The organism is Antarcticimicrobium sediminis (genome assembly GCF_004348975.1).
Classification (GTDB): Bacteria; Pseudomonadota; Alphaproteobacteria; order Rhodobacterales; family Rhodobacteraceae; genus Antarcticimicrobium; species Antarcticimicrobium sediminis.
In genome coordinates, this window is sequence record NZ_SMFP01000001.1 from 616,457 (window position 1) to 632,027 (window position 15,571).

A 15,571-nucleotide genomic window follows, 5' to 3' on the forward strand; every position below is an offset into this window, starting at 1 on the left:
CACTTGCCCAAGCCCGCCTTCCCGGCGTATCTGCCCGCCCATGACAGAGCCACACTACACCCCGCTCATCCAATCCCTGCCCGCCTCGGTGCCCTTCATCGGGCCCGACACGCTGGAGCGTGACCGCGGCGCCCCGTTCCGGGCCCGGATCGGTGCCAACGAAAGCCTGTTCGGCCCCTCGCCCAAGGCGATCGCCGCGATGCAGGCCGAAACCGCCGAAATCTGGAAATATGGCGATGCCGAAAGCTTCGTTCTGCGCGCGGCGCTCGCCGCCCATCACGCCATCTCCCCCGAGAACATCGTCGTCGGCGAGGGCATTGATGGCCTGCTCGGCTATCTCGTGCGGCTCATGGTGGCCGAGGGCGATACCGTGGTCACCTCTGACGGCGCCTATCCCACCTTCAACTACCACGTGGCGGGCTTTGGCGGGGTGATCCACAAGGTACCCTATGTCGAGGATCGCGAAGATCCCGCGACGCTGTTCGCCAAGGCGGCCGAGGTCGGGGCCAAGTTGGTCTATCTGGCCAATCCCGACAACCCGATGGCGACATGGCACTCCGGCGACGCGATCTGCGCCGCGCTGGATCTGCTGCCAGAAGGCACGCTGCTGGTGCTGGACGAGGCCTATGTCGAATTCGCCCCCGAGGGCACCGCCGCCGCGATCCCGGTCGACGATCCCCGCGTGATCCGCATGCGCACGTTCTCCAAGGCCTATGGCATGGCCGGGGCGCGGGTGGGCTATGCCATCGCCGCGCCGGGGCTGATTTCCGCCTTCGACAAGGTCCGCAACCATTTCGGCATGAACCGCTTTGCCCAGGCCGGGGCCTTGGCGGCGCTGAAGGATCAGGACTGGCTGGCCCATGTACAGGCCGAGGTCGCCGCGGCGCGGGATCGCATCGGTGACATCGCGCGCGCGAACGGGCTTTCCACCCTGCCCTCGGCTGCCAATTTCGTCGCCGTCGACTGTGGCCGGGATGGCGCATTCGCCAAAGCAGTGATCGAAGCGCTGGGGCAGCAAGGGCTGTTTGTGCGGATGCCCTTCGCCCCCCCGCAAAACCGCTGCATCCGGGTCAGCTGCGGCCGACAGCAGGAGCTCGACGCCTTTGCCGAAGCCCTGCCCAAGGCGCTGACTCAGGCCGCAGCTCAGGCGCGCGGCTAACGCGCCAGCCCAAGCCGCAGCCGGGGCGCGTCAGGCCCCGGCGATCACCTTCGCGGCGGCCTCAAGCGCGCCTGTCCCATGCGGAATATCCAGCGCGTTCAACCCGGCCTCGATCCCGCCCAGCATGCCCAGCACCATGATCCCGTTGACATGGCCCATGTGACCGATGCGCAAGAACCCGTGCCACGCCGGATCGTCCGGTTCGGTCATGCCCAGCCCGATTCCCAGCGTCAGCCCGAGATTTTGCGTCACCCAATCGCGCAGCGCCGTGCCATGCGGCGCGCCAAGATGCAGCGCGGTAACCGCATGGGAGCGATGCGCCCGGTCTGCCACGTTCAGCCGCAGCGGCCCGCCCTGCCCCCAGACCTCGCAGGCCGCCCAGATCGCCTCGGCCAGCCGGGCGTGGCGGGCCCAGACGTGCTCCATCCCCTCGGCATGGATCATGTCCAGCGCCGCGCGCAGCCCATACAGGTGATGGGTCGGCGCGGTGCCGCCGAAGTATTGGTAAAAGGCCTGCGGATCGGCCCGCGGTTCCCAGTCCCAATAGCGGCTGACCCGTGGCATCGCGGCGCGAACCGCTGCCGCCTTGTCGTTGAAGAACACGAACCCCAGCCCCGGCGGCACCATCAGCCCCTTCTGGCTGCCAGTCACCGCAACATCGACGCCCCAGGCGTCCATCTCGAACCGGTCACAGGCCATCGAGGCGATGCAATCGACCATCAGCAGCGCGGGATGCCCGACCTCGTCCAGAACCCGGCGCAGCCCGGCAATATCGTTGCGCACCGAACTGGAGGTATCCACATGCACCCCCAGCACCGCCTTGATCTTGTGCCCCGCGTCCGCGCGCAGCGCCTCGGCCACCCGGTCCGGTTCCCAAGGGGTCGATTTGCCGAAATCGAGGATCTGCGGCTCGATCCCCAGCCCCCGCCCCATATCGGCCCAGCCCATGCCGAACCGACCGGTGGCGGGCACCAGCACGGTTTCGCCCGCCGCGATGACGTTAGACAGGGCCGCCTCCCAGGCGCCGTGGCCATTGCAGATATAGATCGCCGCATTGTGCTCGGTGCGCGCCACCCGCTTGAGGTCGGGGATCAGGCTGGCGGTCAAATCGATCAACGCCCCCTCATAGATATTCGGCGCCGACCGGTGCATCGCCTGCAACACCGCCTCGGGCATCACCGAAGGCCCCGGAATGGCTAGATATTCGCGCCCCTGCGCAACGCTCAACGTTTGTGTCATGATATTGTCCTGTAAAGATCGCACGAACACTAGCCGCCCCGCCGGCGGCGTCAATCGGAACCACGGCCTTGCCACGCCCGACACCGCACCCTAGATAGACCCGGCTCCCCGGGTGCTGCCCGGACAGGCACAGAAGGAAGCTCAATGGGTCTCGCCAACCGGATACGACAGTTCGAACGGGATGTGCGCGCCTATTTCAACGTGGATCCCACGATCCCGGGAAACGAGCGCCGCGCGCATATCTACAACCGCTATTTCGACCACGCCATCCTGCGCGGGGTCTGGACCAACGAGCGCGAGATCGCGCCGGGGGTGTTTCGCTCCAACCACCCCACGCATGAGCGGTTCGCAAAGATGCCGGAGCGCGGCATTCGCACCGTCCTGAACCTGCGCGGTGAAAGCGTTTCGGCCCATTACATGAGCGAAAAGACCAGCTGCGCCGCCCTTGGCCTGACCTTGGTCAACGCCACGCTGCACGCCCGTGCGGCGGCCTCGCGCGCCGAGATCCAGCACCTGATCGCGGTGTTCCGCCGGATCGAGAAGCCCTTTGTCATGCATTGCAAATCCGGCGCCGACCGGGCCGGGTTTGCCTCGGCCGTCTACCTGTTGGTGATCGAAGGCCAGCCGGTCAGCGAAGCGCGCAAAATGCTGTCCTGGCGCTTTTTCCACATCCGCAATGCCAAGGTCGGCATTCTCGACTATATCCTTGATTGCTACGAGGCGCGCAGCCGGCAAGGTGCCATTTCCTTTGAGGATTGGATCGCAACCGAATACGATCCGGTCGTGATCCAAACCGACTTCCGACAGGGAAAGACGCCCGCATGAGCGACGCCAAGACCTCAGGGGCCAAAAGCACCACGCTGTTGATCTGGCTGTGGCGCAATTATCTGAACCGCCATATCGGCTGGCTTCTGGTTGCGCTGCTGCTCATGACCATCGAGGGCTCGATGCTGGGCGCGCTCAGCTATATGATGAAGCCGATGTTCGACGATATCTTCGTCGGCGGCGATACCACGGCGATCACCTGGGTGGCGGTGGCGGTGATGGGCATCTTTACCCTGCGCGCGGTCTCTGGCGTGATGCAACAGGTGGTGCTGACCCGCATTTCCCAACGCACAGCCGCCCAACTGCGGCTCGATCTGCTGGCGCGCACCATGCGTCAGGACGGCGAATTTCACCAAGCGCATCCGCCGGGGTTCCTGATCCAGCGGGTGCAGACGGATGTGATTGCCATCAACAACGTCTGGCGCGCCATCCTCACCGGGGCCGGACGCGACGCGATTTCCCTGATCGCCCTGATGACGGTCGCGATCAGCGTCGACTGGCGCTGGACCGCGATCACCCTGATCGGCGTGCCGGTTCTGTTCCTGCCGGTGGCGCTGATTCAACGCTTCGTGCGCAACCAGTCCCGCAGCGCCCGCGATCTGGGCGCCGGACTGGCGACCCGGCTGGATGAGATTTTCCACGGCATCGTGCCGATCAAGCTGAACGGGCTGGAACGCTACCAACAGCGCCAGTACGCCGAAAAGACAGAACAATTCGTCGACTCCGAGATCCGCGCTGCCTTCGGCACAGCAGCGATTCCGGGGCTGATCGACGTCATGGCCGGGGTCGGTTTCATGGCGGTGCTGATCTATGGCGGCAGCGAAATCATCTCGGGCGAAAAATCGGTCGGCCAGTTCATGAGCTTTTTCACCGCCATGGGCCTCACCTTCGAGCCGGTGCGCCGACTGGGCGCGATCACCGGTCTGTGGCAGGTCGCCGCCGCCGCGATCGAGCGGATCAAGGAACTGATGGATGCCCCGATCCGCCTGACCTCCCCGGCGAAACCGCTGCCCGCGCCCAAGGGGCTGCCCGAGATCACGCTGACGGATGTTTCGCTCAGCTATGGCAGTGCGGCGGCCCTGCGCGGGCTGACGCTCACCGCCGAGCCGGGCAAGACCACCGCATTGGTGGGGGCGTCGGGGGCGGGCAAATCGACCATTTACAACCTGCTGACCCGGCTGGTGGACCCGCAAAAAGGCCGGGTGGCGGTCGGTGGCGTCGATGTGCGCGACATGGACCTTGCCACCCTGCGCGGGCTGTTCTCCGTGGTCAGTCAGGACGCGCTGCTGTTCGACGAGACCCTGCGCGAAAATATCCTGCTGGGCCGCACCGACGTCAGCGAGGCTCAGCTGAAATCCGTGCTCGATGCCGCCCATGTCACCGACTTCCTGCCCAACCTCGCGGACGGGCTCGACACCCGCGTCGGCCCACGCGGCTCGGCGCTGTCGGGGGGGCAACGTCAACGGGTGGTGATCGCCCGGGCGCTGCTGCGCGACACACCGATCCTGCTGCTGGACGAGGCCACCAGCGCGCTTGACGCGCAATCGGAAAAGGTGGTGCAATCCGCGCTCGACCGGCTCTCGGGGGGGCGCACCACGCTGGTGATCGCGCACCGGCTCTCGACCATCCGCAATGCCGACAAGATCATCGTGATGGATCGCGGCCGTGCGGTGGACGCAGGCCCCCATGACGAACTGCTGGCGCGCGGCGGCATCTATGCCGATCTCTACCGGCTGCAATTTCAGGACGGCAAGATGCTGGTCGATGGCCAAGGCCGCCCGCTGCCCGCCCCCGCCAAGCCCCCGGCCAAGGTCCCGCGCACCGGCTGGCTGCGCCGGACGGTGCAAAAACTGGTCGGCTGACACCCGCCGCGCCCAGTGTTTGTCCCGCTCGGTGTTTGTCCCGCTCGGTGTTTTTCCCGGCCCTTTTCTGGCCGAAAATACTCCGGGGGAGGCGCGCGGCACGCGCGGCGGGAGCAGAGCCCCCCCTATGCTAGCGTCGATACCGCGCCGCCAGCGTCGCCGGGTCCGCCCCCATGACATAGCGCAACAGCGTCCACGCATTGCGGGCTCCACGCCGCAGCCAGCCCGCCCGCTGATACCGCTCTGCGCTGGTGCGCGCCTGCACCGGCAGCGCCTCCAGGGGGCGTCCCAAGGCCCAGACCAGCGCCACATCCTCCATCAGCGGTTGGTCGGGATAGCCCCCGGCGCGCTCATAGGCGGCGCGCCGCAGCAACAGCCCCTGATCGCCATAAGGCAGTGCAAACAGCGCCGCCCGCAGGTTGGCCCAACATGCGACAAGCGCAGGCATCGCCCCCGCCGCGCGAAACGCCAACCGGAAATAGGCCGGCCCCGCGCCGTCACGCTCCAGATGCGCGGCCACGGCCTCGGACCAGCCGGGCGCCAATTGCGTATCCGCATGCAGGATCATCAACCATTCGCCCCGCGCCATCAATGCGCCGCGCCGCAACTGCCCCCCGCGCGAAGGCGGGCCGGTGATCACCACCGCCCCTGCCGCCTCGGCGAGACGACAGCTGCCGTCGGACGAGCCACCATCGCTCACGACCAACTCGCGGATCAGACCGGTGACGACCCCCTCACTCAGGGCCGTCAGGCAACCGGGCAGTTCGCCTTCGGCGTTCAGGGTGGGGATGATGACACTGATCGGGGCGCGCAACTTCGACTTCCACTGTTCAACTTGCCGCAGGTTCCTATATCAACGGCAAAAGAAAGCAAGGAGCCGAGTATGACCGCGCGCCGAATCCTCCGCCTGTCAGGGCCCGAAACCGAAGGGTTTCTTCAGGGGCTGATCACCAACGATACGGCCCGGCTAAGCGACGGGCTGGTCTATGCCGCGCTGCTGACCCCGCAGGGCAAGTTCATCACCGATTTCTTCCTGCTCCGCGACGGGGAAGGCCCCGAGGCGGGCGTTCTGCTCGACGTGGCCGAGGCACAGGCCGACGATCTGGTTCGGCGTCTCACCCTGTACAAATTGCGCGCCAAGGTCACCATTTCCCCCAGTGATCTGCACCTGCAACGCGGCACCGGCCCGGTGCCCGAAGGTGCGCTGGGCGACCCGCGCCACCCGGATCTGGGCTGGCGCGCCTATACCCCCGCGCCCGAGGCCGACGACGGCACCGACTGGGACGCGATCCGCGTGGCCCATTGCATCCCCGAAACCGGCGTCGAGCTGACCCCGGACAGCTATATCTTGGAGGCCGGGTTCGAATCGCTCCACGGCGTCGATTTCCGCAAGGGCTGCTATGTCGGGCAAGAAGTCACCGCGCGGATGAAACACAAGACCGAGCTGCGCAAAGGACTGCGCCGTGTCCGGGTCGAAGGCAGCGCCCCGGTGGGCACCCAGATCCTGTCGGCGGGCAAGCCGGTCGGCACGCTGTTCACCCAATCTGGCGGCTATGGCATCGCCTATCTGCGCGTTGAGCGCGCCAGCGGCGAGATGGAGGCCGGGGCAGCCCGCCTGAGTCTGGCCTAAGGCGAGGGGCTGCACCGCGCCCGTACCACACCGCACACGACGAAAGGGCGAGTGCCAAACACCCGCCCTTTGATCTGATCCGGCGCCGTAAGGACTGGCTCAGGCGCGTTCGGTGTATTCCATGGTTTCGGTATGCACCACGATGTCTTCGTCCTGACCGACGAACGGCGGCACCATCACCTTGACCCCGTTGTCCAGAATCGCCGGCTTGAAGCTGTTGGCAGCGGTCTGCCCTTTTACCACAGGCTCGGTCTCGACCACCTTGCAGGTGACCTTCTGCGGCAACGTGGCGTTCAACGCCTCGTCATCGTGGAATTCCACCAGAATGGTCATGCCGTCCTGCAGGAACGGACGCCGTTCACCCAGAATCGCGGCAGGAAGCTCGACCTGATCGTAGGTTTCAGTGTCCATGAACACCAGCATACCGTCGGTTTCATACAGGAACTGCATGTCCTTCTGTTCCAGCCGGACGCGCTCGACCTTGTCGGCGCTGCGGAACCGTTCGTTCAGCTTGGACCCGTTGCGCAGGTTGCGCAATTCGACCTGGGCAAAGGCACCGCCCTTGCCGGGTTTCACATGGTCTACTTTGACGGCCGCCCACAATCCGCCATTGTGCTCCAGCACATTGCCGGGGCGGATTTCGTTACCGTTGATCTTGGGCATGATTAAATCCTTCACGCGAGGTTGATGCTCGGGATGCCGACCCTATATCTTGCAGGAGTCGGCCTGGCAAGACAACGATATCTCGTGCTGCACCCGCAGAAAGCCATGCATTCAGCGCATCACAGCCATGCATAATCAGGGTGCCAGAATCAGTTACGATCGGTCATAAGCAACGCCACGCCGGAAATTGCAAGAGCAAGAAGAACAAGGAACTCGGGATGAAAGATTTCGTCGATGGCACCGCCTTTAATAACGAACAAGGCAACCGTGCACGTAAACTGTTCGCGGCTGTCGTTCTTGCCGCTCTCGACGATGCAATCGCCGATGACAAGAAATATGGCAACGGCCCCGAGCAGATCGCCCGCTGGGCCCGCTCGCGCGATGGACGCGAAGTGCTGAGCTGCGCCGGGATCGACCCGAACGAGCGCGTCGTGCAAGGGCTGATGGATTTTGTCGGCAAGGGTGTGCGCACCTCGGTCGCGCTGTCGCGCGAAGAAAGCGAACGCCGCCACGCCGCACAGCAGGCCGAAGCCGCCTGAGACCGCCCGCCCCTTTCCTGAGAAACGCGTCCATCGGGGCGCGTTTTTTTTGTTTCCCGACCGCGCGACGATAAGGGACACGCGCCCATGACCCGCAGCCTCATGACCTATAGTCTGATGATCCAGGGCACCGGCAGCAACGTCGGCAAATCGCTGCTGGTGGCCGGGTTGTGCCGGGCAGCGGCACGCCGGGGGCTGCGCGTGGCCCCGTTCAAGCCACAGAACATGTCAAACAACGCCGCCGTAACCCCCGAGGGCGGCGAGATCGGCCGTGCGCAAGCCTTGCAGGCCCGCGCGGCGGGGCGCGTGCCCCATACCGACATGAACCCGGTGCTGTTGAAACCCGAAAGCGAAACCGGGGCGCAACTGGTGGTGCAAGGCCACCGCCGCAGCACGCAACAGGCGGCGCTGTATCAACGCGACAAGGGCGCCCTGCTGCAGGTTGTGCTGGAAAGCTTTCACCGGCTGGCCGGCACCGCCGATCTGGTGCTGGTCGAAGGTGCGGGCAGCCCGGCGGAAACCAATCTGCGCCGGGGCGACATCGCCAATATGGGCTTTGCCACTGCCGCCGGGGTGCCGGTGGTGCTGGTCGGTGATATCGACCGGGGCGGCGTGATCGCCCAGATCGTCGGCACCCAAGCCGTGCTCGACGCCACCGACCGGGCCCAGATCGCCGGGTTTGCCATCAACCGGTTTCGTGGCGATCTCAGCCTGTTCGACAGGGGGCGCGACGATATCGCAGCGCGCACCGGCTGGCCCTGTTTCGGCGTTGTGCCTTGGTTTCACGACGCCTGGAAGCTGCCGGCAGAAGACATGATGGATATCGCCTCGCGCGCGGGCGGTGCCTGCAAGATCGCGGTGCCACAGTTGCCGCGCATGGCGAATTTCGACGACCTCGATCCGCTGGCCGCCGAACCCGCCGTCACCCTCGACATCGTTCCGCCCGGGCGCGCCCTGCCCGGGGATGCCGATCTGGTGCTGATCCCCGGCAGCAAATCCACCCGCGCCGATCTGGCCTTTTTGCGGGCCCAGGGCTGGGACATCGACATCCACGCACATCTGCGCCGGGGTGGCCACGTCTGGGGGCTCTGCGGGGGCTATCAGATGCTTGGACGCTCGATTGCGGACCCCGAGGGAGTCGAGGGCGCCCCGGGCACCGACGCCGGGCTGGGCCTGCTGGACGTCGAGACGGTGATGAGCGGCGACAAGCGCGTCATCCAGCGTCAGGCCACCGCCCTGCCGGGGGGCGAGCCGGTGACGGGCTACGAGATCCACATGGGCCGGACCGAAGGCCCCGACCGGGCGCGCGGCTGGTTGTCCGTCGAGGGCCAGATCGAAGGCGCGGCCTCGGCCAATGGGCGGGTGCGTGGCAGCTATCTGCACGGGCTGTTCGCCTCGGACGCGTTCCGCGCCCGCGCTCTGGCCGGATTGGGACATCAGGCGCAGGTGGCCTATGAGACCGGGGTCGACGCTACGCTGGACGCGCTTGCCGACCATCTTGAAGCGCATATGGACGTCGACGCGCTGCTGAGACTCGCTACGACAGCGCGCCACTCGTCAGCGCGACCCTAGTCGAGATCCTGCGCCGCCAGCGCCTAGTCGAGATCCTGCGCGGCCAGCGCGCGGTGAATTTCGCGGCGCACCAGCTTGCGCACATTGCGCGTGATCCGCTCGCCCAAGGCGCCCTGCAATTCCTGGCGCACAATCTCGGCCACCAGTTCGCGCAGGCTATCCTCGTCGATCACCGACTCATCTGACAGGGAGTCATCGACGTCCAGATCATCAACCGCCGAATCGTCTGCGGCCAATTCGTCTGCTGTCGAATCGCCAACTGCCGAATCGCCTGCACCTGAAACATCTGCGGGCGACTCCTCCGGGTTCACGTCCTCAACAGCCCAGTCTTCAATGGGGTGATCTTCAACACCTTGATCTTCGGCAGCGTGGTCTTCAGCAGTGTGGTCTTCAACACCCTGTTCACCGGCCCCCTGCTCATCAGAAGCGTGTTCCTCTGCAGGCTGTTCCGCACCAGACCCTTCGCCACTGGCCTGATCCGCGACATCGAACGCTTCGGTCAACTCTTCGGGGGTCAACGCTTCGGGGGGCAACATCTCGGGAGCCAAGGCGTCGAACGCCTCGCCGCTCGGGGCCTTTGGCACATGATGCGCGTTTGACATCGTGGCCTCATCGCCATCGCTGACGGGGGGGGCGGTCTGTTCCACATCCCCTTCCTCAACGTCGCGCCAGCCGATCGGTCGCACCGGGGTTCCGGCATAGGAATCAGAACTGGGGCCATCCGGTTCCCACTGGTCGCGGGTGCGTCCGATCACCGCCTCCAACGCCTCGATCTTGGCGCTCAGGCTTTCGGCGCGGGCCGAATGGAAGGTCAGAGTTTCTTGTGAAATCGGCGCCTCCCCGGCGTCGTCCGGATCGAATGGCAGGGCATCTTGAGGCGGAAAATCGGGGGTCTGAACATCGGGGGTCTGCGCATCCCCCAAAGCCTCCACATGATCCGGCGCTGCCGTTTCTGACGCGGCCTCGATCACCGCAGAAGCATCCTCCGATGCCTCGAAGCCGACCTCTGGCACGGGCTCTGGCTCTCGCGGTGCGGCGAACAGGGGCGTGGTCGGATCGGACCAAGGGGCGCGCGTTTCATGCTGCGGCACTGTCGCCTCAACGAAACGGGATTCGTCTGGCTCGGCGTCCGCCTCATCAGCGGGCGGCTCAACGGGCGCGCTCACCCGCAGCGCCGGGGTCAGGACCAGACGACCGGACCTTTCCACCGCCGGATCCGCGGCCGATTTCGCGACTGGTTTTGCGGCCGGGCCAACACCCGCAGCGAGCGCATCGCCGCGTGTCTCATGCAGTTGGTCGCCCCGAGGATCGGACCGGCCATCCTCGCTTACGAGACGGCGGATCGACGACAGGACATCCTCAATCTGGGCAGTCGTGACGGATTCAGACATTGTTGTTTTCCACTCTCACCTCAGACCGAGAGTGTAGCCCCTGCCCGGGATTCTCACAACCGAAAGCGGCGAATTCTCAGCGTTTGTTCAGCGCCTTGAGCACGCGATCCAGATCCTTGCTGCGTTTGCTGAGCTTGGACGGCGCGGTTTTGACGAGGTTATAGTACATCGTCGGGTCATAAATCTGCACCGCCAGCCCCAAGCGTTCGGCGGTCAGCAACCCCTGCGCCTGCAGCAGCTGGTACGACGCGATGGCCTCTTCCGAGCGGGCCGAAATCTGGTTCGTTTGCGCATCCAGAAGATCCTGTTCCGCCGACAGCACATCCAGCGTCGTGCGTGCGCCCAGCGTCGCCTCTTCGCGGACCCCTTCAAAGGCCACCCGCGCCGCACGCACCTGCTCGGCCGAGGAAATCAGGCTGGAGCGCGCCACTTCAAGCCGGATAAAGGCGTTCGCCACGCCCTGCACCACATCTTGCTGAACCGTCAGCAGGCTGGACTTGGCCGAGTCACGCCCCGCCAGCGCCTGACGATACTGTGACGACAACGCGCCGCCCTGATAGATCGGCTGCGTCACCGTGACCGAGACCGAACTGCTGGTGTAGCGGTCCGGGGTGTCCGCATCGTCGGACAGCCCGAAACTCCCCGTGAGCGAGGCCGAGGGCCCCATGCTCTTGGCCCGGCTCTGTGCCAACAATTCCTGCACCTTGACCTGATGCTGCGCCGCAAGGATGGCGGGGTGGTTGCGCACGGCGATCGCAGTTGCCGCGTCCAGCGAGGCGGCGGCTTTCGGCAGCCGGGGTTGCCCGGCCAACGGCCCGGGCTTGCGGCCCACGGCGGTTGCATATTCTGCCTGCGCGCTGGTCAGCGACCCACGTGCCGAGGCCAAGCCCGAGCGCGCGGCAGCAAGCTGCGCCTGCGCCAGCGCCACGTCGGTGCGGGTCACTTCGCCGACATCGAACCGGTCCTGCGCAGCGCGCAATTCCTCACCCAGCAGACGCACGTTATTCTGCCGCAGCACCACGTTTTCCGATTGCAGCACCACGTTGAGATAGGCCGAGGCGGCGCGGAACAGGATCTGCTGTTCGATGCTCAGAAGCTGTTGGCGCGTGGCCAGCACGGCTTCCTGCGCAGCCTGCTTGTTCAGCGAGCGGAGCCCGCCATCATACAGAATCTGGCTGAGCGACAGGCCGGTAAAAAGATCGCTCGAGGGGGTGTTGAACGGAAAACCGTTGGTGGTTCCGCTGATCAACGTCCGGGTCGCCGATGTCGTCCATGCAATCACCGGGCGCAGCTGCGCCACCGCCGTGGCCACATCTTCATCAGCAGCCCGTAACACCGCGCGGTTCTGCTCCAGCAGACCACTGGTGTTATAGGCACCGATCAACGCATCCGCGATGTTGTCCGCCTGCGCCGCCTTGGGCCCCAGCGCCACAAGCGCCAGCCCCCCAACCACGGCTGCAGTTCTGAAAAAGCCTGTAAACGCTGCCTTGCGCATGTCCCTGTCTCCGATGCCCCGGTGCCGGGTGCGATGCCATGTCCGGATCAGTTCCGGTTTATACTCTCAAAGCGCGAACGCCTGTTGTGTCCTGAACCCCGGCAAGATCGGCGCGGCGGCGTTGAATTCGAACCGCCAAGTCAAAGTATTACCGGATTTATAGCCGATGCGCACCTCGCCCAGCGCGCCTTCAAGAAAAATGCAGGCCATGCGCCCGCCATCCTTGAGCTGATCAAGCAGGGCTGTGGGCACCTCTTCGATGCCGCCCTCGATGATGATCACGTCATAGGGGCCATGCTCGGCCGCGCCAGCGGCCAGCGGCCCCTGATGCACCACCGCATTGTCGGCCCCGGCCTGAGACAACAGCGCCTGCGCCTCGCCGGCCATGGCCTCGTCTTCCTCGACCGCGATCACCGCTTGCGCCAGCCGGGCGATCACCGCCGCCGAATAGCCAAACGCGCTGCCGATATCCATCACGAGATCATCCTCGCCCAGATCCAGCGTCTCCAGCATCTTGGCCAGGGTGCGCGGCTCCAGCAGGACACGACCGCCCTCCAGCTCCAGATCCTCGCCGGCATAGGCGACGTCGCGCAGCGCGTCGGGCACGAACATCTCGCGCGGGACGGAGAGCATCGCGTCGATAATCGGGTATTTCGTGACATCAGACGGTCTGACCTGAGTATCGACCATCATCCGGCGGCGGGCGGCAAAGTCTGTCATTGCTAAACTCTATTGTTCAGTCGCTAGATTGGCTTTTGCCACATCGCTGCGTCCCCGGCAACGGGCGGCGGCGCGATTTCCCGCCGCAGGGCCGGTTGTGTCCGAACGTCTTGCCCGCCAGAACCGCCCATTCGCCCTTGCATCGAGCCCACAGGCGGACCGAGGCCCAACGCATGGCCCGCCCAAAGGATTTTCGACTCTTACTCGGATGTGCTGGTTTTTGGTGCAGGTCGGCCCGGTAGCAGGTCGGTCCGGTAGAACGCGCACGCTCACCATTCAAGCCCACGCGCCCGAGCCTAGGGTGGGTGCGGAACGCGCCCTCCCTGGGGGGGAGGGTCGGGCGCGTGCGCGCCTGCGGCGCGCTGTCTTCACCCTTCTTTGTATCTCTCAGCAGTCATCCGCAAACGGTCTGAATAGGCATAAATATCTTTGAGATCAGAAATGACCACCCGCTCTTCTGTCTCACCATCAAACAGCCCCAAATACCATTGCTTCCGATTAAAATGCATACGCGCCAAAGGCTTCCTGTTATTGTTGTCAACAAGAACGGCGCAATATGACTTGGCATCCCTCAGATCAACTCGATGCGCATCGATTATGTCTCGAACAACCGCACGTACCGTGAGCATACCTTCGATCTCATCTTGCGTCGTTTCAATATCCCCCTCGGTGGAAACCTCAACTTCAGGACTCTCGTGCTCCGTGCTGCTCTCCAATGCGGAGGACAAGCGCGCCTGTACCGCATCCCTGATCAGGTCTCTGAAGGCGACTTTGGTCGCTTCCAGAACCATTTCACGAACATGCGAAGTAATCCGGCCCTCATACACATCAGAAGCGACCAACTTCACCAATGCGTCGCCAGGCTGCTCCATCTGTTCCGACAAAAACAGCTTGATTGCGGATGTGTACTTAAGTCGCTCCGCCGTAGCCAAAATTTTAGCTTCATCAAACGAAGACTTCTGAAACTTTTTCAACTCGGACAAAGCGCTCGCGCGTTGATCGAGTAGATCAAATGAGAAGAACGGCTTAGAATCCAGCTTGTTTGGTTCTTCAAGGTCTGAATAGAACTCGAACACCCTCCCGTTGGTCAGGATCGCGAACTTGGCCTTGGTGACGCTGAAATATCTATAAAGTTGCGAAAGGTGCTTTTTCTCTAAGCTCGTCTTGAGCCCTTTGCACTCGATCAAGATCTTGATTTCACCGTCAATTTTGACGGCGTAATCTACCTTCTCACCCTTTTTCCCAATCGTATCCGCAGTGAACTCTGGCACAATCTCACTAGGATTAAAGACGTCGTATCCGAGCGCTTGGAGAAAGGGGAGAACGACAGAAGTTTTTGCCGCCTCCTCAGTCACTATGGTCTCAGAATGATTTTGAAGCCTGAGCGCAAGAGTTTGAAGAACATTTTCAAGTGATGCCATTTTTCGCCCCTAGAAATGGGGCAAATCTCTCACCCCAAAACCCCCATAAACTCCCGCCACTCCCCCTTGGACATGCCGGAAGTCTCCTGTGTTACGTCCTCACCCTTCACCATCCGCCGAATACAATCAAGAGCGGTGCCCGACAGTGTCGCTCCCCCCAGACGGTAATCTTCAAAGGCGCGATAGGCAAAGGGCACCCAGTCGGCGACCAGTTTGCAGATCTCTTCGGCATAGACGCGGATTTCGTATTGCGCATGGGCATCGGCCCGCAGCCGCAGGAAGTGGAACAGGTTGTGCAGATCCACCTTCCAGTACCATTGGGTATAGATATTGGTGGGCAGGTTCATCCGCGCCAGTTCCCGCGCCAGCCCCTGTTGCCCGTCCTGTGAAATCATCGCCTGATAATTGTCATAGGACCGCGCGCTGTCAGCCTTGAGGATCTCCAGCACGCGGGCGGCCTCGGCCCCCTCCAGCAGATCGCCCCGACCTTGGTTGTTGACCACCGATTGCGCCGCCACCTGTTCCGGCGCCGGGATATAGAATTCCCGGTCCAGGATCGAATAGCGCGCCGAATACTCGTTCACATTGGCGGTGCGGTGGCGGATCCACTGGCGTGCGACGAACACCGGCAGCTTCACATGCAGCTTGATCTCGCACATCTCGAACGGGGTCGAGTGCCAGTGCCGCATCAGGTAGCGGATCAGCCCCTCGTCGTTGCTGACCGATTTGGTGCCGGTGCCATAGCTGACCCTTGCCGCCTGACAGATCGCGGAATCATCACCCATATAGTCGACCACCCGGACGAACCCGTGGTCCAGCACCGGGTAGGCGGTATAGAGGTGGTCCTCCATCCCCGGCGCCGTGGCGCGCAGGGTGGGCAGCGGCCGGCTACGCAGATCGGCGATTTCGGCCTCTTGCTCGGGCGACAGCGGCATGGCGGGTTCCTTTCACTACATGAGTCGGGGCTATCTATATATTGCAGAAAACGATGCGGGAACCGCAATATCGGGTATTGCATTTCCGCCATTTTCACCAGTCAACGCACCGCTGACCGG

The 15,571-nt window shown here is 64.0% G+C and carries 14 protein-coding genes; 6 read left to right on the plus strand and 8 right to left on the minus strand.

The features are described from left to right. Nucleotides 1-40 precede the first annotated feature (40 nt). Nucleotides 41-1,159, plus strand: a complete 1,119-nt coding sequence (locus tag E1B25_RS02905; RefSeq protein ID WP_132827152.1) for a pyridoxal phosphate-dependent aminotransferase — start codon at nucleotides 41-43, stop codon at nucleotides 1,157-1,159. 30 nt (nucleotides 1,160-1,189) lie between these two features. On the opposite strand, the gene E1B25_RS02910 is transcribed toward E1B25_RS02905, so the two are convergent. Continuing rightward, nucleotides 1,190-2,398, minus strand: coding sequence for a pyridoxal-phosphate-dependent aminotransferase family protein (locus tag E1B25_RS02910; protein ID WP_206338490.1), 1,209 nt, complete (start codon nucleotides 2,396-2,398; stop codon nucleotides 1,190-1,192). 144 nt (nucleotides 2,399-2,542) lie between these two features. Between E1B25_RS02910 and E1B25_RS02915 the strand changes: the two genes are divergently transcribed. Both E1B25_RS02915 and E1B25_RS02920 read left to right on the plus strand, forming a co-directional pair. Further along, on the plus strand, nucleotides 2,543-3,223 hold the full coding sequence (locus E1B25_RS02915) for a fused DSP-PTPase phosphatase/NAD kinase-like protein (protein WP_132827153.1): 681 nt from the start codon (nucleotides 2,543-2,545) through the stop codon (nucleotides 3,221-3,223). Next, nucleotides 3,220-5,085, plus strand: a complete 1,866-nt coding sequence (locus tag E1B25_RS02920) for an ABC transporter ATP-binding protein (protein WP_132827154.1) — start codon at nucleotides 3,220-3,222, stop codon at nucleotides 5,083-5,085. The genes E1B25_RS02915 and E1B25_RS02920 overlap by 4 nt, the downstream gene beginning before the upstream one ends. Before the next feature lie 130 nt (nucleotides 5,086-5,215). On the opposite strand, the gene E1B25_RS02925 is transcribed toward E1B25_RS02920, so the two are convergent. Further along, on the minus strand, nucleotides 5,216-5,899 hold the full coding sequence (locus E1B25_RS02925; RefSeq protein WP_132827155.1) for a TIGR04283 family arsenosugar biosynthesis glycosyltransferase: 684 nt from the start codon (nucleotides 5,897-5,899) through the stop codon (nucleotides 5,216-5,218). 69 nt (nucleotides 5,900-5,968) lie between these two features. On the opposite strand from E1B25_RS02925, the gene ygfZ reads away from it, so the two are divergent. After that, nucleotides 5,969-6,715: a CAF17-like 4Fe-4S cluster assembly/insertion protein YgfZ gene (gene ygfZ, locus E1B25_RS02930; protein WP_132827156.1), complete on the plus strand. Its 747-nt coding sequence runs from the start codon at nucleotides 5,969-5,971 to the stop codon at nucleotides 6,713-6,715. 99 nt (nucleotides 6,716-6,814) lie between these two features. Here ygfZ and efp read toward each other — a convergent pair whose 3' ends face one another. Further along, nucleotides 6,815-7,378: an elongation factor P gene (efp, locus tag E1B25_RS02935; RefSeq protein WP_132827157.1), complete on the minus strand. Its 564-nt coding sequence runs from the start codon at nucleotides 7,376-7,378 to the stop codon at nucleotides 6,815-6,817. A gap of 218 nt (nucleotides 7,379-7,596) precedes the next feature. Between efp and E1B25_RS02940 the strand changes: the two genes are divergently transcribed. Continuing rightward, nucleotides 7,597-7,917 carry a DUF6280 family protein gene (locus E1B25_RS02940; protein ID WP_132827158.1) on the plus strand — a complete coding sequence of 107 codons (321 nt, stop codon included), beginning with the start codon at nucleotides 7,597-7,599 and terminating at the stop codon, nucleotides 7,915-7,917. A 102-nt stretch (nucleotides 7,918-8,019) separates the two neighbouring features. After that, complete coding sequence (locus tag E1B25_RS02945) at nucleotides 8,020-9,489, plus strand: cobyric acid synthase (RefSeq protein ID WP_132827252.1); 1,470 nt, start codon at nucleotides 8,020-8,022, stop codon at nucleotides 9,487-9,489. Between the two features lie 23 nt (nucleotides 9,490-9,512). On the opposite strand, the gene E1B25_RS02950 is transcribed toward E1B25_RS02945, so the two are convergent. The 5 genes from E1B25_RS02950 to thyX form a co-directional block, all read right to left on the minus strand. Further along, on the minus strand, nucleotides 9,513-10,880 hold the full coding sequence (locus tag E1B25_RS02950) for a hypothetical protein (RefSeq protein ID WP_132827159.1): 1,368 nt from the start codon (nucleotides 10,878-10,880) through the stop codon (nucleotides 9,513-9,515). Between the two features lie 76 nt (nucleotides 10,881-10,956). Then, nucleotides 10,957-12,375 carry a TolC family outer membrane protein gene (locus E1B25_RS02955; protein WP_132827160.1) on the minus strand — a complete coding sequence of 473 codons (1,419 nt, stop codon included), beginning with the start codon at nucleotides 12,373-12,375 and terminating at the stop codon, nucleotides 10,957-10,959. Between the two features lie 66 nt (nucleotides 12,376-12,441). Next, the gene (locus E1B25_RS02960; protein WP_132827161.1) at nucleotides 12,442-13,095 is read right to left on the minus strand and encodes a protein-L-isoaspartate O-methyltransferase family protein; all 654 of its coding nucleotides are present in this window, start codon (nucleotides 13,093-13,095) and stop codon (nucleotides 12,442-12,444) included. Between the two features lie 368 nt (nucleotides 13,096-13,463). Beyond that, complete coding sequence (locus E1B25_RS02965; RefSeq protein ID WP_132827162.1) at nucleotides 13,464-14,516, minus strand: type I restriction endonuclease; 1,053 nt, start codon at nucleotides 14,514-14,516, stop codon at nucleotides 13,464-13,466. A 29-nt stretch (nucleotides 14,517-14,545) separates the two neighbouring features. Then, nucleotides 14,546-15,451 (minus strand): FAD-dependent thymidylate synthase, encoded by a 906-nt coding sequence (gene thyX, locus E1B25_RS02970; protein WP_132827163.1) that lies wholly within the window; start codon nucleotides 15,449-15,451, stop codon nucleotides 14,546-14,548. Nucleotides 15,452-15,571 lie beyond the last annotated feature (120 nt).